Here is a 24,470-nt window from a genome sequence, read left to right as displayed (position 1 = left end):
TAGCTCAGTCGGTAGAGCAGAGGACTGAAAATCCTCGTGTCGCTGGTTCGATTCCGGCTCTGGGCACCATATTTGCGCGAGTGGCTCAGTGGTAGAGCATCGCCTTGCCAAGGCGAGGGTCGCGAGTTCGAATCTCGTCTCGCGCTTGAGAAAAGTGTCTTTTATGGACACTTTTTTTATTTGTACGCTAATATTGAGACAATTACCTGTTCTGCATGTGGCAAGAATGATTTTGACTTTTATAGTTGCGAGAAGGCCTTTGTTTTTACAAACAGTAATAGGGCTTTTGTTCTATTTTTGACACTGCAAATATAAGCTGTCTATAGGTTAAAGATCACTAATTGAGCTGGCGCTTTTGATTGCATATATAAACTTATCAAGAGGAACAATGGAGAGCTCATGATTTATTGTGTATTGTATAATAATTAGCGCCTATTAAAATATGGGATTTGTTAACTATTTCAAGTAAAACCTTGTGTTTATGGTGTGTGCAAGGTTTTTTATTCTATTTTAACCAAGATCCCTCAAAGTCTGATGTTGATATTTATGAAACTACGGACATAGGATTGAGGATATTATCTAAAAAAATGGATAAAAATCTTGACGAAATGAGTTAGGCGTGATAAACTTTAACTAAGTTAGTTGTGGCTACTATGTGTCGAAAGGGGGAGTGAATATGCCACTAACATTAGCAAGTGCAGGAATTCCGCAAATTATAAAACGTATTGGTGGAAAGGATGAGACGCAGCGTTTTTTGGCTTCCCTTGGATTTGTAATGGGAAGTGAGGTCACTGTGATTTCCGAATTTGATGGAAATGTGATTGTAAATGTGAAAGAATCTAGAGTTGCAATCAGTAAATTGATGGCGAATAGAATTATGGTATAAGGTGGGATATGATGAGAACTTTAAAGGATGCAAAAATAGGTGAACGAATTTCTGTAATTAAAGTTACAGGAGAAGGCCCTATAAAACGCAGAATTATGGATATGGGTATTACAAAGGGCGTAGAGATTTTTGTAAGAAAGGTCGCGCCATTGGGTGATCCGGTTGAGGTTACCGTTAGAGGGTATGAACTTTCTTTAAGAAAAGCAGATGCCCAGATGGTTGTGATTGAGTAAAATATTTATAAAATAGTTAGTGAAAACTAATTTTTTTGCGTGATTGTTAGTTTAAGCTAACGACAAGGAGGGTAATTATGTCAATAAAAATCGCTCTTGCCGGAAATCCAAACAGTGGTAAGACAACATTATTCAATGCTTTGACTGGGTCCAATCAGTTTGTTGGAAACTGGCCAGGGGTTACTGTGGAAAAGAAGGAAGGTAAGCTGAAGGGGCACAAGGATGTAACCATTACAGACTTACCAGGAATTTATTCTTTGTCCCCATATACATTAGAAGAGGTTGTGGCAAGAAATTATTTAATGCAAGAAAAACCCGATGCAATTTTAAATATTGTAGACGGTACTAACATTGAAAGAAATTTATATTTAACAACTCAATTGTTAGAATTAGGTTTCCCAATGGTGATTGCCATAAATATGATGGACGTGGTTAAGAAAAATGGAGACGCCATACATATTAAACAGTTGGGGGAAAAGCTTGGATGTACCGTTATGGAAATTTCAGCTTTAAAAGGAACGGGAATTAAAGAAGCGGCTCAGGCGGCAGTTCAGGCAGCAACCCAAGGGGGGGCCCCTAAATTCCATAGTTTCTCTGTACAGGTGGAAGAAGCTTTGTCTACCATTTCTGCTGGGTTACCAAAGGGCATTGAAGAGAAGCAAAAACGTTTCCATGCCATTAAGTTGTTTGAAAGAGATAAGAAGATTTTAGAGGGGAAAGTTTCTGCCTCTGCTTATGAAGATATTATTTCCAAGATTGAAACTGAATTTGACGACGATAGCGAAAGTATTATTACAAATGAAAGATATATTTACATCGGTGAAATCATAAAAGGCTGTTATAAGAAACACAACAAAGGAAACTTGTCATTATCTGATCGAATTGATAGGGTTGTTACAAACCGCTGGTTGGCACTGCCCATTTTTGCAATAGTTATGTTTTTGGTTTATTATGTTTCTGTGACTACAGTTGGTGATTATGCAACGGCCTGGGCGAATGAAGGTGTGTTTGGGGATGGATGGGAATTGTTTGGCTTATGGATTCCTGGTATTCCTGTCATTGTTGGAGACTTTTTGACAAGCATCAATTGTGCCGAGTGGTTACAAGGTTTGATTTTAGATGGTATGATTGGTGGCGTTGGTGCTGTATTAGGTTTTGTACCTCAGATGCTTATTTTATTTATTTTCTTGGCATTTTTAGAAGCATGTGGATACATGGCACGTATCGCATTTATTATGGACAGAATTTTCCGTCGCTTTGGTTTATCAGGTAAGTCATTTATTCCTATGCTCATTGGCTCCGGTTGTGGTGTTCCGGGTATTATGGCATCCAGAACCATTGAAAGCGACAGAGACCGTAAAATGACCATCATTACAACAACTTTTATTCCTTGTGGAGCAAAATTGCCTGTTATTGCTTTGATTGCAGGTGCATTATTTAATGGGGCACCTTGGGTTGCGCCCAGTGCATATTTTGTAGGGATTGCAGCAATTATTGTTTCAGGTATTATTCTAAAAAAGACTAAGATGTTTGCAGGAGATCCCGTTCCCTTTGTTATGGAGCTTCCTGCGTACCATATGCCTACGGTTTCTAATGTATTACGCAGTATGTGGGAAAGAGGCTCATCCTTCATTAAGAAGGCTGGTACTATCATTTTACTTTCTGCTATCTGTGTGTGGTTCCTTTCCAATTTTGGTTATGTTGATGGTTCCTTCGGTATGGTAGAGGATTTGAGTGATGGATTCCTCGCATCCATTGGTAATGCAGTTGCTTGGATTTTCACACCTTTAGGCTGGGGCAATTGGAAGGCAACAGTGGCAGCACTTCTTGGGCTAGTGGCAAAAGAAAATGTAGTAGGTACCTTCGGCGTTCTGTACGGCTTTGCCGAAGTTGCCGAGGATGGTGCTGAAATTTGGGGTACATTAGCGGCCAGCTTTACCCAGGTAGCTGCATACAGTTTCTTGGTGTTCAATTTACTGTGCGCTCCTTGCTTTGCAGCAATTGGTGCAATCAAAAGAGAAATGAATAGTGCAAAATGGACATGGTTTGCAATTGGATATCAGACGATCTTTGCTTATGCAGTTTCTTTCTGCGTATATCAAATTGGTTCAGTGATCACCGGTGATTTGGCATTCGGCATCGGAACGGTAATTGCCATTTTGGTTGTCATCGCTTTCTTGTATTTAATGATTCGCTCAAATACAAAAGCAAAAGATGATAAGGTTTCTGTTAGCCTTGCAGGCTAAAAAAAGGAGGTAAGGATTATGACACCGGGAACAATTGTTGTAGGGTTGGTTTTGCTTGGAGTCGTAGTTACAATTATAAGAAGCTTGAGAAAGAAGAAGGGTGGATGCAGTTGCGGTACAGATTGTTCTTCCTGCAATCACTGCGATCATTCTTGATAGCCTCGGTGGAGCTTCATTAAAGTGTAGTTGATATAGGTCTTCTATGAAATGTTTTTATCATAGAAGACCTATTTTTTTACAGAAAGCCAAAAGTAGGTTACTTCCTTGTATCTTTTAATACTAATTTAGGTCACTTAGAGAGGCATAAGGAGACTTGAAAGGATCTTTGGAAAAACTGTGACAATGTTACGAATCTTTCAGAATGAACAATAGATTACTGAATAGTATTTGACTTAGCAGAAAAGACCGATATAATAGAGACATAATAGAAAGATGTGGAAGTTTAGGTTGTTGAAATAAAAATTGAGGTGAGTGTATGAGCAAATTAAGTCGCAAAAACAAGTTATCTTTTAGAATTTCGTTCATGAATACAGGTATTATTTTTGTAATTATCGGGGCAATATGTTTTTCGTTGGCCGGAATGACAAGAAAAGTTGTAACGAATCAAGTTAAAAAAGAAATTACTTATATTGCAGATGCAAATGCAGCGGTTGCAAGGGCTTATCTACAAAAAATGTATGTTTTTTCAACTAGTTTGGCTTCGGAGGTTTCAAGATATCAAAGCTTGGAGCAAGATACATCAGAAAAAATGTTAAAGGATTCTTTGAAAAACGTATTGACAGACCAGAAAATTTTTTCTGCATACTTTGCCTTTGAACCAAATAAATTTTTCCCTGATACCCCTAAAGGGCGTTCTTATTATTTATATAGGGATGGTTCGGGCACGGCATTGGATATAAATGATGACTATGATATTTATGGGACGGCAGACTATTACGCACCAGCCAAGGACAAAATGTCCACACATATTACAGAGCCATACGCTTATCAATTGTCAAATGGACAGACCGTTTGGTTGGTAACACTAAGCTCTCCTATAACGGATAGTACTGGTAGATTTATTGGCGTTGCCAATTGTGATATCTTGACGGACAGTGTGAATTCATTAGACTATAATGATGGAGAATTTAAGACTGCCCATACTTATGTAATGACTGGAAAGGGAACTTTAATTGCAGATAACCTAGATAAGGAGGTCATTGGTCAGAGCTTTCAGGTTCATTCTGAAAGTGACCAAAAGATTTTAGATGCAGCTGCAAGAGGTTCTTCCGTATTAGTTGAGGATAAAAATGATGCATTTAATAATGAAGCCGCTTGGATTGTACATATACCCGTATCTTTACCGGGAACAGATTCATTATGGTCCAGTGCTTATGTGGTAAGTAAATACGAAGCTTTGGCGGTAGTGAATCAAATTACCTATACTATGGCGGCAATTGGGCTATTGGGATTGATTGCCCTTACCTTTTTTAGCTATTACACACTGAAAAGAGCATTGGCACCGGTAACCGATGTAATGGTAATGGCAGAAAAAATGGGTGCTGGAGATTTAAGCTTGGATCATGGATTGATGGTTACAACAAAGGATGAATTGGGAATTTTAGCAAATATTTTTAAAGACACATCTGAAGTATTATCAGGTTATATCCATGAAATTTCATATCTTTTAGAAGAAATAGCGGCAGGAAATTTGACAGAAGAAGTCCAAAGGGAATATATTGGAGATTTTACTGCAATTCAGCGTTCGTTTAATCATATTCAAACTGCCCTAAGTCAAACCTTTGGAGAAATGACCTTTGTGGCGGAGCAGGTTTCTTCCGGTTCTGAGCAGGTTGCCAGTGCGGCGCAGGCGCTAAGCCAAGGGGCAACCCAGCAGGCTAGCTCTGTAGAAGACCTCACCAGAACAATTATGGATATTGCAAGGCAAATTGATGGCAGTGCCACAAAGGCGGAGGAGGCAAGTCAAAAGGCAATAGAAGTGGGCATGGCAATGGAAAATAGTAATCAAAAAATGAACCAAATGCTGGACGCTATGAATAGTATTCATAATAAATCCAGTGAGATTGGAAAAATCATTAAAGCTATTGAGGAAATAGCATTTCAGACCAATATACTGGCTTTAAATGCAGCCATTGAGGCAGCAAGGGCAGGCTCTGCAGGGAAAGGCTTTGCTGTGGTTGCAGATGAGGTGAGAAATCTGGCGGCGAAAAGTGCAGAGGCAGCAAAGGATACTACAAAATTAATTGAAAGTACACTGCTTTCTGTGGATGATGGCTTTAAAGTGGCAAATGATACTGCGGATGCACTGTCAAATGTTGTGGTTGAAGCAAGAGAAATTATTACTTCAATCAATCATATATCCCAAAATGCACAGGAACAAGCAGAGGCAATTACCAAAGTCAATATGGGGTTGGAGCAGATTACCGATGTGGTCCACACTACTTCAGCAATGGCTGAGGAGAGTGCCGCTACCAGCGAGGAGCTTTCAGGTCAAGCGGAAATCCTAAAGGATTTGATTTCAAACTTTAAAATCAAAAATCAAAAGAGTTTATCGAAATATGTCAATGAATTTTCTAAAGAAGCAACAGAAGGGGATAGTAAGGCATTTGAAGATAAATATTAAAAAAAGGTGGCCTGGGAATTTCCTGGGCCAGCTTTTTTCTATAGAGAGTGGAGACACTTTATAAAGTGTTATGTTTATCCTAATGGTCTTATTATGTCATCATAGTAAGACTCCATTTGTTTTAAAAGATTATCAAAGAAGCTGTTTGGTTCAGAGCAAATTCCAAAGGAAGGGGCACCTGTAGTTACAGGTGCCCCAAAGGAAAAGGTTCGAAATGAATTACTAATATCGTTTTTAATAAGCGGCAAAATCCTGACCTAGTTTTGCGCAGTTGGCTTTACCATCTGCATCAGGGAACCCGCAGAGGATTAAACCTTCTTCATTAAAAAGGTTCACGTTTGCCTTTTCGCATCTTGCACACCAATCACGCATCCACTGACCATCGCCCCAACCATAAGAACCAAATAAAGCGACTTTTTTACCAGACAGTTTGCTTTCGATGGAGGAGAAGAATGGGTCGAATTCAGCTTCTTCTAAAACTTCATCACCCATAGAGGGGCAACCAAATGCAATCTTATCATAGTCACTGATATTACCATGGAAAGCATCTACAGTGAAAATTTCTGTGTCAGCACCCATGCCCTGGGCGATTTCTTTTGCCATAATTTCAGTATTACCTGTTCCGCTCCAATAAATAACAGCTTTTTTCATGTTTAAAAAACCTCCTGTAATGTTTGTTTTGCTTCTAATAATGAGAGAATTGGTATTCCCTTGGAAGCCTGATGTAATAATTTTTTTCTGCAATATGTGTATTGACGAAAGGTCGCTACGGCACTCTTTTCGTCACCGTACACCTTCCAATAACCACAGAGCTTATAATTTTGCCCCTTTTTCTCGATGAAGGCAAAAACATCTTCCGGTGGATAGCCTAAAAAAAAGCCAATTTCATGGGGGAAATCATTGCACTTTTGAATACGGCATCGCAGAAAAGCTAAGGTATTCACTAAAGCGGATTCTTGGTTAACATGAAAAGGATAACCGGTTTCAACCAAAAAAGTTTTAACGGCAGGATTGCTGAAATATTCCAGTAAACATTCCTTTCTGTAGACCAGAAAAAAAACTCGCTTCTTGCAACAATAAAGATATTGCAATGAAATACCTCTTTCTTCAAGCTGTTTTTGATAGGCTGCAACTTCATCTTTTAGGGATTGCAGGCAGGATAAAGGTAAAGAGAACAAATTTGCCTGCTTAATCCCAAAGAGCGTTGGGGCGCCGTGATAAAGCATCTGCATTTCGAAATCAGACATAAGTTACCTCCTTTGTTAGTGATGGCTAACTCGAGCCTGACAGTATGAGCTTAAAATTTTGTTTAAAGCAGAGGAAGAAGAACTGTGAGAACGAGCAATGGTAATTTGATTACGTTCTGCTTCCGATACTGCGCCGGCAACCATAATATGAGAAACTGTGCTGGTAAATAGCACAATTAGATCCGCCTTTCCAATTTGGCTGCGGAAGTTTCCGGGCATCTGGGTGAAAACTTTACTTTTGCAATTATATTTTTTACAAATATCCATATATTGACGAACCATACGATCATGTCCGCCTACGATAACAACGCTCATGGAATACCTCCTAAATCGTTTTTTAGTTAGTTGCTGCTAACTATGTGCTAATGCTACCATTAGTAGAAAGAAATGTCAAGACTTTTTTTCTGGTTTATTTACTTTTTCACCAAGGTGTAATATGGATTAATGTTTGAGATTATGCTATAATAATGAAAAGGAGGGATGTTGATGTTAAAAATAAATTGAGTATATTCTGTGTTTTAGAAAATGATATGAGGGCATATAGGCGAGAGCCTCTGTTCACATTTTCAGATAAATAAAGCTTAAGAAAAAGAAAAATATGATTCATCGTTATGGATCATAAATGTATAAAAGGAGAAATAACAATGATAGAAACAGAACGATTGATATTACGCAGTATAAACAAAGATGATGCGGCGGATATTTTTGAATATAGCAAAGAGCCAGAAGTAGGGAAGAATGCAGGGTGGAAACCCCACGAAACCATAGAAGAAACCAGAGAGATTCTCAATGCTGTTTTTTTAGAGAAGGATGGTATATTCGGTTTGGTGGAAAAGGAAAGTGGCAAGTTGTTTGGAACTATAGGTTTGGTACCTGATGTCTCGAGAGAAAATGAAGGCTCGAGAATGCTTGGTTACGCCATTGGTAAGAATTTCTGGGGAAAAGGCTATATGACTGAGGCAGTAGGGGCTATTCTTTCCTATGCTTTTGATGAGAAGGGCTATGGTTTGATTTCAGTTTCCCATTATACGGACAATTTGCGTTCTCAGCGGGTCATTGAAAAGAGTGGTTTTCAGTTTGAAGGAGTACAGCGTCAGTCAGAATTGCGTTATGATGGTGTGATGAAGGATAAAAGATGGTACTCAATGACAAAGGATGAGTTTTGTCGTAAAATAAATTAAAATCAAAGGTTTTCGTATGTAATTTCGTAACACAAAAGCAGGTTTTTGAAGTAAAATAGGAGTCAGTGCGATGAGAAGAGGTGTTTTTGTGGAAATAGTCAACTGGAAAGAACTTTTATATCCGTATGAACAAGCAGTGGATGAACTGCTTTTAAAATTTCGCTGTTTAGACAAGGAGTGTAGGCAACTGGGGATATATTCCCCCATTGACTCGGTAACGGGACGATTGAAAAAGCCGGCAAGCATATTAGAAAAGGCGGGTAAAAAACAAATTCCCCCGGAGAAAATCGAGGAAAAAATTGAGGATATTGTAGGCATCCGTATTCTTTGTCAATTTGTTGAGGATATTGAAAAGGTTGTAACCATGGTTCATTCCAGAAAGGATATGACTGTTTTGGAAGAGCGAGATTACATAACCAATACCAAACCCAGTGGATACCGCAGCTATCATATGATTATTCGATATCCATTAAGTACTGCTTTAGGGCCCAAGGAGGTTTTGGCCGAAATACAAATCCGTACCAATGCCATGAATTTTTGGGCAACAGCGGAGCATTCCCTAAGGTATAAATATAGCGGCAATATTCCTGAAAATTTGCAGCATCGTCTAAGAATTTGTGCGGAGGCTGCATTTCATTTGGATCGAGAGATGTCTACCATTCGTGAGGAAATAACCAATGCCCAACGACTCAATGAAATTAAAGGGAATTTGGTTACGAATATCTTAGACAATATTCAAAGTTTGCATTTTGGGGCAAACTTAGATGAAATGGATGAAATTAATAAAGAATTTGTGGATATTTGGAACAATGAGGATATTGATGAACTAAAGGCATTTAATGAAAAGCTAAATGTTATGGCAGAGGTTTATCGAGTGTAAAAAGGAGTAGCAGCATGGGGTTATTTGCAATTGCAGACCTCCACTTTGGATTTTCTGTAAATAAACCAATGAGTATTTTTGGTGCCAATTGGGAAGGTCATAGTGAGAGAATTATTGAAAATTGGCAGCGAGAAGTTGGCAAGGAGGACACGGTTTTAATCCCTGGAGATATTTCCTGGGCTATGAAAGAGGAAGATGCTGTGACTGACTTACAGGTGATTCAAGGTCTGCCTGGGAGAAAGATATTTTTAGAGGGAAATCACGATTACTGGTGGAAATCTGCTTCAAGGCTGGAAAGAAATTTTGATGGGATGCGTTTTTTGAAAAATGACTGTGACTGTTATGAGAACTTATATATCTGTGGATCAAGGGGATGGCTATGCCCTAATGACACCCGCTTCACTGCCCAGGATCAAAAGCTTTATGAACGGGAACAGATAAGATTGAGGCTTTCCTTAGACAGCGCCATGAGAAAGGGGGCGGAGGAAATTCTTCTGATGATGCATTTTCCTCCGGTGAATGATAGGCAAGAAAATTCTGCTTTTTTAGATATCATTCGGGAATACCCTATAAGACAGGTGGTGTATGGACATTTACATGGGAAACCCAGCCACGTAAGCGGCATAAAGGGTGAGAGGGACGGAATTGTGTACCATTTGGTTTCTGCCGACTACCTCGATTTTTGTCCGAAAAGGTTATTATAGATTAAGCTATGGTGATTGATTCTCAATCGCCACTAAGCCCAACAAAACTTGGGCGTTATAAATACTTTTAAGACCTGCATTTATGCTGGTTACAATGATTCAAAGATGAAACCCTTGTGGGTATTTGCGGGCAAACCCTCAAGATTTTTGACCTTTTAGGTAACGGCGATTGATGATCAATCGCCGTTATTTTTTAGTCTTCAAAGTCATTTGCAGCTTCTACAATCCGTTTTTTCAATGTTCGAGTGTTATAATCCTCTTCCAAGACCAATTCTAAGGAAAAACTTTCTAATTCATCTTCATCTACAAGATAGGTTGCTTCAAAGGCCGAGGTCAAATCATCTTCAAATAAGATTTCCCCTTCGATTGCCCAACTGTCCTCGCCTTTATCGATAGAATAGATATTGACTTCTGTGATTTGTAACATTGCAAAAGATCCTCCCTTTAATACATTTTCCTTCTTATTTCTTTTTTTTTGTTTTTTTCGTTTTTTTTACCGAATAACCAAAGGTGCCTAGTTGCTTACCTAGGGTAAAATATGCGCCGTGGGAATAACAAACAGGTTCAGTATCATTGAAATGAAATTTTCCTGTTTCATCTAAATATTCGTCACTGACGCTAACGGAAACTACTTCTGCCAGAAACATGTGATGGGTGCCTAAAGGAATAATTTCCTTTACCTTACACTCAATGTTTACGGGGCTTTCATAAATGATAGGTGCATCTACTTTTTCCCCTTTTTTTGCAGTAAGTTTCATTTCCTTAAATTTATCCATATCCCGCCCGCTTTTCACACCACAAAAATCACAGGCATAAGCCAAGTCTTTGTTGACCAAATTAATAACAAACTCCCCACTGTTTTGAATCAGCTCAAAGGAGTGGCGTGAAGGACGTATGGAAATATAGGTCATTGCCGGGTCGCTGTTTACGGTTCCCGCCCATGCAACGGTAATGATATTTCCTTTTTCCTCTGTACCACAGGATACCATAACAACGGGTACCGGGTAAAGCACGGTGCCAGGCTTCCATACCGCTTTTCCCATGTAACAACCTCCTTTTTAAAAATGAAAAGGTGCATCATAAAATATAAAGTGACGCTATTTATCTTATACGAGATACAGCGCTTTGTAAAGAAAAAAAGAGTTCAGAATTCATATGTTTTTTTTCCTATTTCTTGTATTCTATGCTGATTTTCAGTATGATGTTAAAAGAATGTAAAATAACGGAGGAATTTTATGGAACTGCCCATTCAATATACGGAAAAAATGCAAAAGCTTTTGAGGGAAGAATACCCAGAATACTTGGAATCCTTTGAGGACTCAAGAAATTTTGGGTTGCGGGTAAATCTTTTGAAGCTCACACCAGAGGCTTTTTGCGATAAGTCTGCTTTTCCCCTAACCCCAGTGCCATGGTGTAACGAAGGATTTTATTATGCTGGGGATCAACGTCCTGCCAAGCACCCTTATTATCATGCGGGGTTTTATTACTTACAGGAGCCTAGTGCCATGAGCCCTGGAGCGATTTTGCCGATTCAGCCCGGCGAAAAAGTGTTGGATGTTTGTGCTGCACCGGGTGGAAAATCTACACAACTGGGTGCAAAGCTTCAAGGCGAAGGACTTTTGGTTGCCAATGACATCAGCGCAGGTCGAGCAAAAGCGTTATTAAAGAACATTGAGCTATTTGGCATTCGTAATAGCATTGTAATGAGTGAACCACCTGAGCGCCTAAAAGAAAGGCTGCCCAATTATTTTGATAAAATTCTAATTGACGCTCCCTGCTCAGGGGAGGGCATGTTTCGCAAGGAACCTGATATGGTGAAAAGCTGGAATGAAGAAATGCTTTCTTTTTGTCAAAAGGAACAGGCTGGAATTTTGGAAGCTTGTGCCGAGATGCTTCGTCCCGGTGGGATGATGCTCTATTCTACCTGTACCTTTGGGGTGGAGGAGAATGAAAAAAGCATTGCTGAATTTTTAGAAAGACATCAGGAATTTTCCCTTATCCCCATTGCAAAGCAATATGGTTTTTCTTCTGGAATTGGAGAACTTCAACAGTGCGCAAGACTATATCCCCATAAAATAAAGGGAGAAGGACATTTTCTTGCTTTAATGCAAAAGACTGGGGAAGGGAATCAAGGGATAATTTCAGAAGAGGTGGGGGAACAAGAAAAGGACATTCTGCCTTTCTTGGAATTTGAAAAAGAAGTGCTGAAAACAAAATTAGATGGAACCATTAAAATTTTTGGGGAGAGCCTGTATCTTTTGCCGGAGGGAATGCCATCCATGAAAGGTCTTCGAGCTTTGCGCACAGGATGGCAGTTGGGAACGCTGAAAAAAGGGCGTTTTGAGCCCTCACAAGCCTTTGCCATGGGACTTGCCAAGGATGAAGTATCCAATGTGGAGGATTTCCTTTTGGCAGACGATAGGGTCATTCGATATTTAAAGGGTGAAACTGTTGAAGCAGATGGCAGGGATGGCTGGACATTGGTTTGCGTGGATGGCTTTCCTTTGGGCTGGGCGAAACGGCAAGGTGGAAGACTTAAGAATAAATACGCTGTGGGTTGGAAATGGGAATGATGCGTCCTTGACTAGAGGACATATGTGTAATTGCGGTTGACAAATTTCGAAAAGTTTGTAAAATAGAACTATCGTAAATTTTAAGCTTAAGGAAGAAGGGAATGGAATGGCAAATTTAACATATATGGGGACGAGGGATGCTTCCATACGAGCAACGGCGTCGCAAGCAATTTTAAGAGGAATTTGTCCTGATGGGGGACTTTATATACCCGAAGTAATTCCTACAATGGAAAAGTCATTAGCGGAATTGAGCAAGTTAAGCTATCAGGAGTTGGCGTATGAGGTTTTACGCCTATTTTTGGATTTTACTGAGGAGGAATTAAAAGCCTGTATTGATGGGGCTTATGACGATAAATTTGATACAACAGAGATTGCTCCAGTGGTTCAAAAGGGGGACGCTTTCTTTTTAGAGCTGTTCCATGGGAAAACCTTAGCTTTTAAGGATATGGCCTTGTCAATTTTGCCTTACTTTATGAAAACAGCGGCAAAACGTGAAGGGATTGAGAAGGAAATTGTTATTTTAACAGCCACTTCGGGAGATACAGGTAAGGCGGCGCTGGAAGGCTTTGCAGGTGTGGAAGGTACAAAAATCATTGTATTTTTCCCTGAGGATGGGGTCAGCCCCGTGCAAAAGTTGCAAATGACAACACAAGAGGGTGAGAATACATGTGTTGTGGGGATTTTGGGCAATTTTGACGATGCCCAAAGTGCAGTGAAAAGTATTTTTACCGACAAAACTTTGGCAGAGGAACTGGAGAAGAAGGGATTCCTATTTTCTTCTGCAAATTCCATTAACATTGGGCGCTTGGTTCCCCAGATTGTTTATTATTTTCATGCTTATTTAGAAGCGGTAAAACAAGGAGCTTTAAAAATGGGTGATGAATTGAACTTTACGGTACCAACAGGAAATTTTGGAGATATTTTGGCAGGTTGGTACGCCATGAAAATGGGTCTACCTGTTGGTCATTTTGTTTGCGCCTCCAATGATAATAAGGTGTTATATGATTTCTTCCGTACCGGTACTTATGACAGAAATAGGGAATTCCGCGTGACAGTTTCTCCTTCCATGGATATTTTGATTTCCAGTAATTTGGAGCGTTTATTGAGTCATATAGCAGGGCAAGATGCCACCAAAGAGGATATGGAGAAGCTAGGTAGGGATGGCAAATATTCCGTTACCATTACAGAAAAGAAAATCAGCGGGGAATTTGCAACGGAAGAAGAAACTTATGGGGCGATCAAAAGGTTCTTTGAAAAAACAGGCTATGTGATGGACACCCATACAGCAGTTGCCTATGCCGCTTATCAAAAATATAAAGAGGAAAGCAAAGACACCAGACCCATGGTGATTGTTTCAACGGCAAGTCCGTACAAATTCACCAAAGATGTCATGATGGCGTTGGATAAAAAGTATGAGCAAGAAGATGCATTTGTATTAATGGATGTTTTGGAAAAAAGTAGTAGCGTGGCTATTCCAGAGCCCATTCGAGGTATAGAACATAGAACAATTTTACACAAAAATGTTTGTGACAGGGATAAAATTAAGGATTTTGTAAAAGGATATTTAGCGTAGAGAATGGTTTTTATAGGTAGATTATGTAATTCTTTTGAAAATGCCCCATTTTCTATTATGCAGAAAGTACAAGAAATGTCCCACATAGGGGGGCACCTTTGCTTGCCTTTGAGAAAGTGGGTATGCAGAACGGAAAGCCGTTGATTTTGTCGTTTGGATGGATTACAATGTATTTTGGAAACACTGTTTTATGAATGGGCGTATATAATTGGTTTTTTTTCATTAAGACACAATGGGAAATTTACTTAACTATCTGCCTATTTAATCATTTCAGTGCGCTTCCTTGAAATACATGTCCCATTTTTGGGAATAAATTTTGCCTTGATAAATGGGCAGAAAACAAACAGGGAATCTAAAAAAGAATAAAAAGGAGATTTATACCATGAAAATGTTCATCGACACTGCGAATGTGGAGCACATCAAAGAGGCAAATGATTTAGGCGTTATTTGCGGCGTTACAACAAACCCTTCCTTAATTGCAAAAGAAGGTAGGGACTTCGTTGAGGTAGTAAAGGAAATAACAACAATCGTTGACGGCCCAATCAGCGCGGAGGTCATCAGCCTTGAGCATGAAGGCATGGTAACAGAGGCCAGAGAACTGGTTAAAATCCATAAAAATATTGTAATAAAAATCCCTATGACTTTGGAAGGCTTAAAAGCTGTAAAAATTTTGACAGCGGAGGGCATTAAAACAAACGTAACTTTAATTTTTTCCGCTACACAGGCGTTAATGGCTGCAAGAGCAGGTGCAACTTATGTTAGCCCCTTCTTAGGCAGAATTGATGATATTGGTGCGGTAGGTATGACTTTAATTGAAGAAATCGTTGAGATTTTTGATGTTCACGGCATTCAGACAGAAATTATTGCGGCAAGCATCCGTAATCCTTTGCATGTCATTGATGCGGCAAGAGTTGGCTGCCATATTGCAACCATCCCTTACAACGTATTAATTCAGATGGCAAAGCATCCTTTGACAGATCTTGGTATTGAACGTTTCTTGAAGGATTGGGAAACCGTACCTAAAAAATAATCAGACACAAACGTTACTATTGTTTTTGGAGGTAAAAACATGAACCCTATGGATCAATTAACGATTAACACCCTGCGTTTTCTTTCCGCAGAAGCAATTCAGCAAGCAAACAGCGGACATCCCGGTTTGCCTTTGGGTGCAGCACCTATGGCATATACCTTGTGGGCAAAGGAAATGAAAATCAACCCCAAGAATCCCGCATGGAACGATAGAGACCGTTTCGTTCTTTCTGCTGGTCACGGTTCCGCATTGCTATACTCTTTATTGCACTTGTTTGGCTATGGCTTGACCATTGAAGATCTGAAAAATTTCCGTCAAAGGAATTCTTTGACCCCCGGTCACCCCGAGTATAAGCATACTCTTGGTGTAGAAACAACCACTGGCCCTTTGGGACAGGGCATTGCAAATGCGGTAGGTATGGCTTTGGCTGAAAGCCATTTGGCAGCGAAATTTAATACACCTGAGTTTAAAGTGGTAGATCATTATACCTTTGCCCTTTGTGGTGACGGTTGTTTGCAGGAAGGTGTTGCTTCAGAAGCCGCATCTTTGGCTGGAACAATGGGTCTTTCTAAATTGGTTTTATTATATGATTGCAACAAAATTACAATCGAAGGCAGTACAGATGTTGCTTTTACAGAGGACGTAAAAGCCCGCTTTATTGCTTACGGCTGGGATGTTTTTGAAGTGGAAGATGGTAATGATGTGGATGTTCTTACCAAGATCATCGCAGAAGCAAAGGCTTCGGATAAGCCAGCTTTGGTAAAAGTAAACACCCAGATTGGTTACGGTGCACCCAATAAGCAGGGTAAGGCATCTGCCCACGGCGAACCCCTTGGCGCAGAGGAAATTGGTCTTGCCAAAGGTAATTTAAGCTGGACATATGCAGATGAATTCTTCGTTCCGGAAGAAGTTAAGGCTCATATGGCTGAAATCATTGCAGATGGAGCAAAAGCAGAAGCAGCTTGGAACGAAATGTTCAAGGCTTATACTGAAAAAAATCCTGAACTGGCAAAGGAATATGCAGCTTGGCACAGCAATGAAATAGCTGTTGATTTGTTAAATGATGAAGATTTTTGGAAAAACGAAGGAGATATTGCTACCCGTGCGGCGTCCGAAAAGGTTTTGCAAAAGGTTGCAAAGGTTGTGCCAAACTTATTTGGTGGTTCTGCCGACTTGGCTCCTTCCAATAAATCCGTTATGAAGGATAGAGAATATTATAGCAAAGAAAACCCCGCAGGTTCCAATGTGCACTTTGGTATTCGTGAGTTTGCTATGACTGCTATGTCAAACGGTATGGCAGTACATGGTGGGTTACGTCCTTATATTGCAGGTTTCTTTGTATTTGCAGATTATATGAAGGCAGGCCTTCGTATGGAATCTTTGATGGGCTTACCTGTAATCAGCATTATGACCCATGATAGCATTGGCGTTGGAGAAGACGGCCCTACCCATCAACCTATTGAGCATTTGGCAATGCTGCGTAGCATGCCTAACTATATTGCTTTCCGTCCTTGCGATACAAGAGAAACAGCTGCAGGGTGGTATACTGCATTGACAAAAGCAAGCACACCCATTGCTTTGATTCTTTCCAGACAGAACTTGCCTGCTTTAGATGGCACAGGTAAGGATGCATTAAAGGGTGCTTATATTTTGAAGGACTGCACCGGCACACCAGATGTTTTATTGATGGCAAGTGGTTCTGAGGTGGAGCTGATTTACAAGGCTTATGATGTCTTGGTTGAAAAAGGTGTAAAAGCAAGAGTTATCAGTATGCCAAGCTGGGAATTGTTTGAAGAACAAAGCGCAGAATATAAAGAAAGTATTATGCCAAAGGCAGTTAGAGCAAGACTTGCTGTGGAAGCAGCGGCTGATTTTGGTTGGCATAAGTATGTAGGCCTTGACGGAGCTACCATTTGTATGGATGGCTTTGGTGCATCTGCGCCAGCAGGCTTATTATTTAAAGATTTTGGCTTTACCGTTGAAAACGTTGTGGAAAAAGCACTTGCGTTGGTAAAAGCATAATATTGTAAAGAAGCGAGAAGCTCTCGGGGGGAAAGGGGAACCAATAAGGTTCCTCCTCCCCAAAGAGCTTTTTTCATAGGAAGGAGGGGACACATGCGTACATTTATTGCTATTGAACTATCCCCTGAGGTTAGAACGTATCTTTCTGAAATTCAGACGGAGACCCAAAAATATTGTCGTCGTGGGAACTATACACCCCAAGATAATTTTCATGTTACTTTGCATTTTTTAGGAGAAATTGACCCAACAGATGTGGAGTATGTAAAAGAAGCCATGTTTGAGACGGCCCAAAGAAATCGGATCTTTGATTTAAAATTGGGACAAATCGGTTTTTTTGGAAGAGGGGATAAAGGCGTTCTCTGGGCTGGGTTGGAAAAAAGTGATTCTTTGCAAAGGCTGTTTTTTGGTCTTGAAAAAAGCTTGGAACGCCAAGGCTTTCCAAGAGAGAAAAAAGGGCTTAGTCCCCATATCACACTGGGACGTGAAGTTGAGCCCCAAAGAGGCTTTGTCGATGTGCAAAAAGCCGTTGCCTTGGAGGGCAAAAGTTTCACAGTGGAAAAAATCACTTTGATGGAAAGTGTGCGGCGAGGGCCTCGATTAATATATAAGCCGATTTATCGGCAAGAATTAAAGGGTTATCATGCATAAGGGTAATTTTGCCAATAAGATTGCGTTTATGGGATAAAATATAAAAATTTTATTGCGAAACGAAAGATAGGGCAGGTCAAAGGTGCTTTTTGTTTTTCGGATTATTTAAGGAGGAAAAAGAAAATGCAGGAAATGGAAAAGGCAGTAATTACCGTTTTGGGACAGGATTGTGTAGGGATTACCGCTAAGGTATGTACGGTTTTGGCGGAAAACAACATTAATATTTTAGATATTTCCCAGACCATTGTTGGGGGATACTTTAATATGGTAATGGTTGTGGATATCACAAGCATGAAGCTTGGGTATGATGAAATTTCAGAGAAGCTTAATATCATTGGTGACGAGATGGGTCTGAAAATCAAGATTCAGCACACAAAAATCTTTGATGCTATGCATCGCATTTAATCAGGGAGGGCTGAAGGATGATAACAAGAAATGAAATTTTAGAAACCAACCGCATGATTGATGATATGAACCTTGATGTTCGTACCATTACAATGGGAATCAGTTTATTAGACTGCGCCGATGCAGATATTGAGAAGTTCAACGAGAAGATTTACAACAAAATTACAACCTATGCCAAGGATTTGGTTAAGGTAGGGGATGAATTAGCAAAGAAATATGGCGTTCCTGTTGTAAACAAGAGAATTTCCATTACTCCAATTGCAATTGCAGCAGCGGGTTGCCAAACAGATTCCTATGTGACTATTGCCCAAACCTTGGATCGGGCGGCAAAAGAAGTAGGCGTAAATTTTATTGGTGGTTTTTCCGCTTTGGTACATAAAGGTTATACCAAAAGTGATAGAACGCTGATTTTATCTATTCCAGAGGCAATGGCTGTTACCGATAGAGTTTGTTCCTCCGTTAATATTGGAACCTCTAGAAATGGTATCAATATGGATGCCGTGAAGGAGATGGGAGAAGTAATACTGAAAACAGCTGAATTGACCAAAGATGCGGAATGCATTGGCTGTGCAAAGTTGGTTGTATTCTGTAATGCAGTTGAGGATAATCCTTTTATGGCGGGAGCATTCCATGGTGTTGGAGAAGCAGATTGCGCCATTAATGTTGGTGTAAGTGGCCCTGGTGTTGTGAAAAAGGCATTAGAAGAAGTGCGGGGTGCGGATTTTGAAACCCTTTGCGAAACAGTGAAGCGCACTGCATTTAAAATTACTCGAGTGGGACAGATGATAGCAAAAGAAGCTTCTGAGAGATTAAATGTTCCTTTTGGGATTATTGACCTTTCCTTGGCCCCTACCCCTGCCGTTGGTGACAGTATCGCTGAAATTTTTCAGGAAATGGGTCTTGCTGAGCCCGGTGCGCCGGGAACAACAGCGGCTTTGGCTTTATTAAATGATAACGTGAAAAAAGGTGGCGTTATGGCCTCCTCCTATGTGGGTGGTTTAAGCGGTGCTTTTATTCCTGTCAGCGAGGATCACGGTATGATTGAGGCAGCGGAAAAGGGCGCTCTCACATTGGAGAAGCTTGAAGCTATGACTTGTGTTTGTTCCGTTGGTTTAGATATGATTGCCATTCCGGGAGATACCCCTGCATCAACCATTTCCGGTATCATTGCCGATGAAGCGGCAATCGGCATGGTGAACAACAAAACCACGGCGGTAAGATTGATTCCTGTAATCGGTAGAAAAGAAGGCGACCACGTTGAATTTGGCGGTTTATTGGGGCATGCTCCTGTTATGCCTGTAAATCGTTATAGCTGTGAAGCTTTTATTGGCCGCGGGGGTCGAATTCCTGCACCAATTCATAGCTTTAAAAATTGACAATAAGGTGGTGCCACATAATTCTAAGGCATTCGTCGAGATTTATGGAATGTAACTTTAAATGAATAGAAGTAGTTCTATTGAAGTAAAATGACTGGTATTTGTGTGTACAAATATGCGAGTGGTTTTGAAATCAATAGAGCTACTTTTTTTGTGTTCTAACTAATAAATACCTTGATGAAATGATCTATGAAAGTTTAACAAGTTTCTTACAATATTTTCAATCAGGAGGAATGACCTTTGGGTATGCAGAAATAAAACAAGTAAAATCTGGATAGAATAGAGGAAGAAATATGGATATCCCAAAAAACATGGAGGCATTGTGCATACGGACGGAATTGGCACTTTGGAAGGGACGCCGGAGTATTTATGGCGCACGGCGGAAAGCATTAAGCAGTGAGTATGTGCTAAAGAAAGATGTCGTAGATCGAATGGAACGGAGTTTATTAAAGCATTTTTCTCTTTTTAGCGGAAATTATGAAGATAAGTTGGAAAAAGAAAAGTGGGAAGTGAGTGAGGCAAAAAAAGCCTATGATAAAGTAGTATTTTATATTGAGGAAGGGGAAAAAAGGATTCTCCAACTGGAACAGCAGGTGAGAGCCCTGAGGACAGAAGGAACGCGTTTGGATAATAAGGAACAAGACGATTCAGCTCCTGCCATTGAAAATGGGATTGAAATGACTAGAACACGTCTGATTCAATGGTGTGAAGTGGTGGAAGATGCTAGTTCGACGGCAAATAGCATTACATCTTTTCTGGAAGATTTAGTGGTGTGCATAGAACGTAGCAATAGTGGCAAAGCGGAAAACAGTGAACTGATTCGTATAAAAGACAGCACATGTGAAATAGAAGAAGAAATAAGCAGCTTATTTAAAACATTACAGCAAAAATATGGAGAGACGGATTTATGGAAAAATATAAAACGTATTAACGTACGAAGGATCATGCTGATGGGGGAAAATAATGGCGGAGAAATGCAAGTAAATGCCCTGTTGTATGCTATACAAAATGAGATGCAAGATTTACAGAAACTCCTAGCGGAGACATTTGCAGCGATAGAGGATGACGGGGAGCATCTGCTGAATAAGTTGAGACGAGAAAGTAGAGAAGAAAACTTAGAAACAGATGAGCGGGTTAAATCAAGAGAAAGAAGCAGTGTAAAAAATGCTTTTTCAGAGCATTTGGAAAATAAGCATGAAAAGCAGGAAGAAAGTTATCCACCCTATCCAGGAAATAAAATAGATATAAAGCAAAAGGCTGTTTTTCCAGAGGGAGAATTTCAAGGAGAAGAATTCGGACAGGAAAGGGAAGCATTGTTGGAGGGGATATGTTTGCTGCGAGAAGAGTTGAAATCCGTCCGCACCGAAATGCAGAAAGATTTCAAAAGAAGTCGTGGCCGATTGCTTGGAAAATACAAATTGGATTTTAATGACGAGGAAGAAGTGCCTGAGGGGATTAAAAAGCTAGATGGAGATATACAAGCGTGGCGCAGGCAATTGAAGGAATTTAGGAGAAAAACAAGGAATTTTCCGTGTGCATTGGACGGATTTGTTTCAGTGGAAAGTAAAAGGATGAACAGAGATTTTCAAAATGAGAACGCTGTGCCTGGACAGGCGTGGTACTTTACATATGTGGATGATCTGGAGGCAAGTATAAAAACTACCCAGGAGCAGTTGTCGAATTTTCGTATTGACGTCTAATTAGAAGAAGATTGCTGCGAAATATAGAAAAGCAGTTTGGAAACCGGATTGTTTTATTTAAGAAAAGACAATATAATGATAGATAGTTTGGATGTCTTGTTATAAATAAGAGACGCAAGCCGTCAGCTGTATCAGGTGCGTCACGAATTCATTGTGCATATTGTTTAAAAATAGCTGAGAAGTACAAGAAAATTTTTATTAAAATTTCAAGAAAATTTTCAAAAAAATGCGAAGAAAAGCTTGCAATTCAAAGCCTTTTCGTGTATACTAATTTCTGTTGTGACATAGAGTGTTGAAGCAGAAGGTTGCCAAAAGCCTATAAAATAAAGGTTTGCGGGTTTTTCTGTGGAGCGATGTCCAGTTCAAGAAACCGGGCGACAAGGTCACTGTACTGAATATTAGGGATTTACTGCCCTCTTTTGGAGGGTAGCTAATCGTGTCTTACGTTGCAGGACACACCCGGATAAGTGTGCAGTCACCACTTGTCGTGCTGAAATCAAAAGTACGAAAAGGAGGGGACTTTTTTTATGGCAAACCCAAAAATCAGAATCAGTCTCAAAGCTTACGATCATAAGTTGATCGACCAGTCTGCGGCGCAGATCATCGAAACAGCGAAGAAAACAGGAGCACAGATCAGTGGCCCGATCCCTCTTCCCACAAAGAAGGAAGTTGTGACCATTATCAGAGCAGTACACAAGTACAAAGACTCCAGAGAGCAGTTCGAGATGAGAACCCACAAGAGATTGATTGATATTCTCAGCCCTACAGCAAAAACAGCAGATGCTTTAAGCCGTCTGGATTTGCCCGCTGGTGTAGATATCACATTAAAAGTAATGAAATAAAATCTGAAGTATGAACGGCTTGCAACGAACCGAACGTATTTCCGGAAAGAAAATATCCAAAACTGGTTTATATAAGAAGTAAATGCGAAATATTGTATCGGCAACAGCTCTTATATGAATCTAGTATGATTTCCCCGAAAGGGGCAATCCGCTGTAGAAAAATTAGGAGGTGCAGGAAATGAAGAAGGCTATTATGGCTAAGAAAATCGGTATGACACAGGTTTTCGCTGAAAACGGCACATTAGTACCGGTAACAGTTCTTGAGGCAGGCCCTTGCGTTGTTGTTCAGAAGAAAACATCTGAAAATGACGGCTATGAAGCAATTCAGGTTGGTTTTGTGGATGCAAAAGCAAAACACGTAACAAAGCCTGTTCAGGGTCATTTTGAAAAAGCTGGTGTAACAGCTAAAAAGTTTGTAAAGGAATTCCAGGTTGAAGATGCAAGCGCATATGAAATCGGCGCTGAAATCAAAGCTGATGTATTCGCAGCAGGCGACAAGGTTGACGCAAGCGGCGTATCCAAAGGTAAAGGATTCCAGAGTACAATCAAGAGATATAACGCTAGCAGAGGCCCTATGGCGCATGGTTCCAAATCTCATAGAGTTACTGGTTCCATGGGTTCTTCCGCAACACCTAGCCGTGTTAAGAAGAACAAGAGAATGCCTGGTCACATGGGTAGCGAAAATGTAACAATTCAGAACCTTGAAATCGTTCGTGCTGATGCAGAAAAGAACATAATTTTGATTAAGGGCGCAGTTCCTGGTGCAAAAGGTTCTATTCTGGTTATCAAAGACAGCGTAAAGGCTTGATAAACTTTACGAAAGGAGGAAACTAACATGGCAAATGTTGCAGTATTAAACATGAAGGGCGATCAGGTTGGCACAGTCGAACTGAACGACGCTATTTTCGGTATAGAAGCAAATGAACATGTAATGCATCTGGCAGTTGTTCAGTATCTGGCTAACCAGAGACAGGGCACACAGAGCACAAAGACACGCGCGGAAGTTCGCGGTGGTGGTAGAAAACCTTGGAGACAGAAAGGTACAGGCCGTGCAAGACAGGGCTCCATCCGTTCCCCTCAGTGGGTTGGCGGTGGCGTTGTATTCGCTCCTAAGCCCAGAGATTATTCCTTCAAGCTGAACAAGAAGGTAAAGAGATTGGCGCTTCAGTCCGCTCTTTCCGTAAAAGCAGCAGAAGGCAAAATTATCGTTATGGATGAATTGACTTTGGCGGAAGTAAAGACAAAGGAAATGGCTAATGTACTTGCAAACATCAAATGCGGCAAAGCTTTGATCGTTATGGATGGTACAAATAGCAATGTAATGCTTTCCGCAAGAAACATTCCTGAAGTAAAAACAGCTTCCGTTAATACAATTAACGTATATGATCTTTTGAAGTACAACACATTGGTTGTAACAAAGGATGCGGTAGCGAAAATCGAGGAGGTGTACGCATAATGGCTGATTTGAAATATTATGACGTAATCTTGAAGCCCGTTATCACAGAAAGCAGTATGTCTGTTTTGGATGAAAAGAAATATACTTTCATTGTACACCCTGCAGCAACAAAGGCTCAGGTTAAGGATGCAGTTGAAAAAATGTTTGCAGGCGCAAAGGTTGCAGCCGTTAACACAATGAACTACGACGGCAAGCCCAAAAGAAGAGGTGTGCACTTCGGTTCTACACCTAAGTTTAAAAAAGCAGTTGTTAAGCTGACAGCTGACAGCAAAGACATCGAAATCTTCCAGGGAATGTAATTTCCTAAGATGAGACGCAAAATGCAAAACACACGGAGACGTGTAGAAGATAGAAAGAAACTCGAAAGGAGTGCAGAAGATGGCAATTAAGAGATATAAACCATATACACCATCTAGAAGACACATGACAGTGTCCGCTTTTGATGAAATTACAAAATCAACTCCTGAAAAATCTTTGGTGGTACACCTTAAGAAAAATTCAGGTAGAAATAATCAAGGTAAATTGACAGTACGTCATCACGGCGGTGGCTCCAAAATTAAATACAGATTGGTAGACTTTAAACGTAATAAGGACGGTGTTCCTGCAACAGTTCAGGCGATCGAATATGATCCTAACAGAACAGCAAACATCGCACTCGTTGTTTACGCTGATGGTCAGAAATCTTATATTTTGGCTCCCGTAGGCTTACATGTTGGCGATAAGCTGATGAATGGCCCTGACGCAGAAGTAAAAATCGGCAATGCAATGCCTATGAGCAAAATCCCCGTTGGTGCAAGCATCCATAACATTGAGATGAAGCCCGGCAAAGGTGGTCAGCTGGTTCG

26 protein-coding genes and 1 tRNA gene are annotated in these 24,470 nt (G+C 40.3%); 22 read left to right on the top strand and 5 right to left on the bottom strand.

What is annotated here, in order from left to right; all coding sequences use genetic code 11:
- Positions 1-74 precede the first annotated feature (74 nt).
- The 6 genes from RTK36_RS09210 (at position 75) to RTK36_RS09185 (ending at position 5,988) form a co-directional block, all read left to right on the top strand.
- A tRNA-Gly gene (locus RTK36_RS09210) sits at positions 75-146 on the top strand.
- Between the two features lie 530 nt (positions 147-676).
- Entirely contained in the window at positions 677-886 is a 210-nt protein-coding gene (locus RTK36_RS09205; RefSeq protein WP_312046430.1) for a FeoA family protein, read from the top strand.
- 11 nt (positions 887-897) lie between these two features.
- A complete protein-coding gene (locus tag RTK36_RS09200; RefSeq protein WP_312046428.1) occupies positions 898-1,119 on the top strand; it encodes a FeoA family protein in 222 nt (73 codons plus the stop codon).
- A 77-nt stretch (positions 1,120-1,196) separates the two neighbouring features.
- Positions 1,197-3,365, top strand: a complete 2,169-nt coding sequence (feoB, locus tag RTK36_RS09195; RefSeq protein WP_312046426.1) for a ferrous iron transport protein B — start codon at positions 1,197-1,199, stop codon at positions 3,363-3,365.
- Between the two features lie 18 nt (positions 3,366-3,383).
- Positions 3,384-3,521 carry a FeoB-associated Cys-rich membrane protein gene (locus tag RTK36_RS09190; protein ID WP_312046424.1) on the top strand — a complete coding sequence of 46 codons (138 nt, stop codon included), beginning with the start codon at positions 3,384-3,386 and terminating at the stop codon, positions 3,519-3,521.
- Positions 3,522-3,840: 319 nt separating this feature from the next.
- A complete protein-coding gene (locus tag RTK36_RS09185) occupies positions 3,841-5,988 on the top strand; it encodes a methyl-accepting chemotaxis protein (protein ID WP_312046422.1) in 2,148 nt (715 codons plus the stop codon).
- 234 nt (positions 5,989-6,222) lie between these two features.
- Here RTK36_RS09185 and RTK36_RS09180 read toward each other — a convergent pair whose 3' ends face one another.
- From RTK36_RS09180 to RTK36_RS09170, 3 genes are read right to left on the bottom strand one after another with little or no spacing between them, the layout of a single operon-like run.
- Positions 6,223-6,639 (bottom strand): flavodoxin domain-containing protein, encoded by a 417-nt coding sequence (locus RTK36_RS09180; protein WP_312046420.1) that lies wholly within the window; start codon positions 6,637-6,639, stop codon positions 6,223-6,225.
- Positions 6,640-6,641: 2 nt separating this feature from the next.
- Positions 6,642-7,235, bottom strand: coding sequence for a DUF3793 family protein (locus RTK36_RS09175; protein WP_312046418.1), 594 nt, complete (start codon positions 7,233-7,235; stop codon positions 6,642-6,644).
- 15 nt (positions 7,236-7,250) lie between these two features.
- Positions 7,251-7,550, bottom strand: a complete 300-nt coding sequence (locus RTK36_RS09170; RefSeq protein WP_312046416.1) for a DUF2325 domain-containing protein — start codon at positions 7,548-7,550, stop codon at positions 7,251-7,253.
- Positions 7,551-7,879: 329 nt separating this feature from the next.
- Here RTK36_RS09170 and RTK36_RS09165 point away from each other — a divergent pair, with 329 nt between their 5' ends.
- The 3 genes from RTK36_RS09165 to RTK36_RS09155 all read left to right on the top strand — a co-directional run bounded on the left by RTK36_RS09165 (position 7,880) and on the right by RTK36_RS09155 (position 10,000).
- Positions 7,880-8,416 carry a GNAT family N-acetyltransferase gene (locus tag RTK36_RS09165; RefSeq protein WP_312046414.1) on the top strand — a complete coding sequence of 179 codons (537 nt, stop codon included), beginning with the start codon at positions 7,880-7,882 and terminating at the stop codon, positions 8,414-8,416.
- A gap of 70 nt (positions 8,417-8,486) precedes the next feature.
- On the top strand, positions 8,487-9,296 hold the full coding sequence (locus tag RTK36_RS09160; RefSeq protein WP_312046412.1) for a GTP pyrophosphokinase: 810 nt from the start codon (positions 8,487-8,489) through the stop codon (positions 9,294-9,296).
- A gap of 14 nt (positions 9,297-9,310) precedes the next feature.
- Positions 9,311-10,000, top strand: a complete 690-nt coding sequence (locus RTK36_RS09155; RefSeq protein WP_312046410.1) for a metallophosphoesterase — start codon at positions 9,311-9,313, stop codon at positions 9,998-10,000.
- 193 nt (positions 10,001-10,193) lie between these two features.
- Here RTK36_RS09155 and RTK36_RS09150 read toward each other — a convergent pair whose 3' ends face one another.
- Entirely contained in the window at positions 10,194-10,427 is a 234-nt protein-coding gene (locus RTK36_RS09150; RefSeq protein WP_312046408.1) for a hypothetical protein, read from the bottom strand.
- A 34-nt stretch (positions 10,428-10,461) separates the two neighbouring features.
- Positions 10,462-11,043 (bottom strand): flavin reductase family protein, encoded by a 582-nt coding sequence (locus tag RTK36_RS09145; protein ID WP_312046406.1) that lies wholly within the window; start codon positions 11,041-11,043, stop codon positions 10,462-10,464.
- 192 nt (positions 11,044-11,235) lie between these two features.
- Between RTK36_RS09145 and RTK36_RS09140 the strand changes: the two genes are divergently transcribed.
- From RTK36_RS09140 to rplB, 13 genes are all read left to right on the top strand, one after another.
- Positions 11,236-12,573 carry an RsmB/NOP family class I SAM-dependent RNA methyltransferase gene (locus RTK36_RS09140; protein ID WP_312046404.1) on the top strand — a complete coding sequence of 446 codons (1,338 nt, stop codon included), beginning with the start codon at positions 11,236-11,238 and terminating at the stop codon, positions 12,571-12,573.
- Positions 12,574-12,679: 106 nt separating this feature from the next.
- A complete protein-coding gene (thrC, locus tag RTK36_RS09135) occupies positions 12,680-14,146 on the top strand; it encodes a threonine synthase (RefSeq protein WP_312046402.1) in 1,467 nt (488 codons plus the stop codon).
- A 382-nt stretch (positions 14,147-14,528) separates the two neighbouring features.
- The gene (gene fsa, locus RTK36_RS09130; protein WP_312046400.1) at positions 14,529-15,176 is read left to right on the top strand and encodes a fructose-6-phosphate aldolase; all 648 of its coding nucleotides are present in this window, start codon (positions 14,529-14,531) and stop codon (positions 15,174-15,176) included.
- A gap of 39 nt (positions 15,177-15,215) precedes the next feature.
- Entirely contained in the window at positions 15,216-17,198 is a 1,983-nt protein-coding gene (tkt, locus tag RTK36_RS09125) for a transketolase (RefSeq protein ID WP_312046398.1), read from the top strand.
- Positions 17,199-17,291: 93 nt separating this feature from the next.
- A complete protein-coding gene (gene thpR, locus RTK36_RS09120) occupies positions 17,292-17,846 on the top strand; it encodes an RNA 2',3'-cyclic phosphodiesterase (RefSeq protein ID WP_312046396.1) in 555 nt (184 codons plus the stop codon).
- A 132-nt stretch (positions 17,847-17,978) separates the two neighbouring features.
- The gene (locus RTK36_RS09115; protein WP_312046438.1) at positions 17,979-18,251 is read left to right on the top strand and encodes an ACT domain-containing protein; all 273 of its coding nucleotides are present in this window, start codon (positions 17,979-17,981) and stop codon (positions 18,249-18,251) included.
- Positions 18,252-18,268: 17 nt separating this feature from the next.
- Positions 18,269-19,627 (top strand): PFL family protein, encoded by a 1,359-nt coding sequence (locus RTK36_RS09110; RefSeq protein ID WP_312046394.1) that lies wholly within the window; start codon positions 18,269-18,271, stop codon positions 19,625-19,627.
- A 293-nt stretch (positions 19,628-19,920) separates the two neighbouring features.
- A complete protein-coding gene (locus tag RTK36_RS09105; protein WP_312046392.1) occupies positions 19,921-21,327 on the top strand; it encodes a hypothetical protein in 1,407 nt (468 codons plus the stop codon).
- A 527-nt stretch (positions 21,328-21,854) separates the two neighbouring features.
- A complete protein-coding gene (rpsJ, locus tag RTK36_RS09100) occupies positions 21,855-22,169 on the top strand; it encodes a 30S ribosomal protein S10 (protein ID WP_066047582.1) in 315 nt (104 codons plus the stop codon).
- A 178-nt stretch (positions 22,170-22,347) separates the two neighbouring features.
- On the top strand, positions 22,348-22,977 hold the full coding sequence (gene rplC / locus RTK36_RS09095) for a 50S ribosomal protein L3 (RefSeq protein WP_312046390.1): 630 nt from the start codon (positions 22,348-22,350) through the stop codon (positions 22,975-22,977).
- Positions 22,978-23,004: 27 nt separating this feature from the next.
- Positions 23,005-23,625: a 50S ribosomal protein L4 gene (gene rplD / locus RTK36_RS09090; protein ID WP_312046388.1), complete on the top strand. Its 621-nt coding sequence runs from the start codon at positions 23,005-23,007 to the stop codon at positions 23,623-23,625.
- Positions 23,625-23,924, top strand: a complete 300-nt coding sequence (rplW, locus tag RTK36_RS09085; RefSeq protein ID WP_066047586.1) for a 50S ribosomal protein L23 — start codon at positions 23,625-23,627, stop codon at positions 23,922-23,924. Before rplD ends, rplW begins: the two co-directional genes overlap by 1 nt.
- 79 nt (positions 23,925-24,003) lie before the next feature.
- Positions 24,004-24,470 (top strand): 50S ribosomal protein L2 (gene rplB, locus RTK36_RS09080; RefSeq protein WP_312046385.1); only part of this gene is annotated, 467 nt, incomplete at its 3' end.

Source organism: Anaerotignum sp. (assembly GCF_031981185.1).
Lineage (GTDB): Bacteria > Bacillota > Clostridia > Lachnospirales > Anaerotignaceae > Chakrabartyella.
The sequence above is the reverse complement of the archived record's forward strand: the minus strand, read 5'-3'. Positions and strand labels throughout refer to the sequence as shown.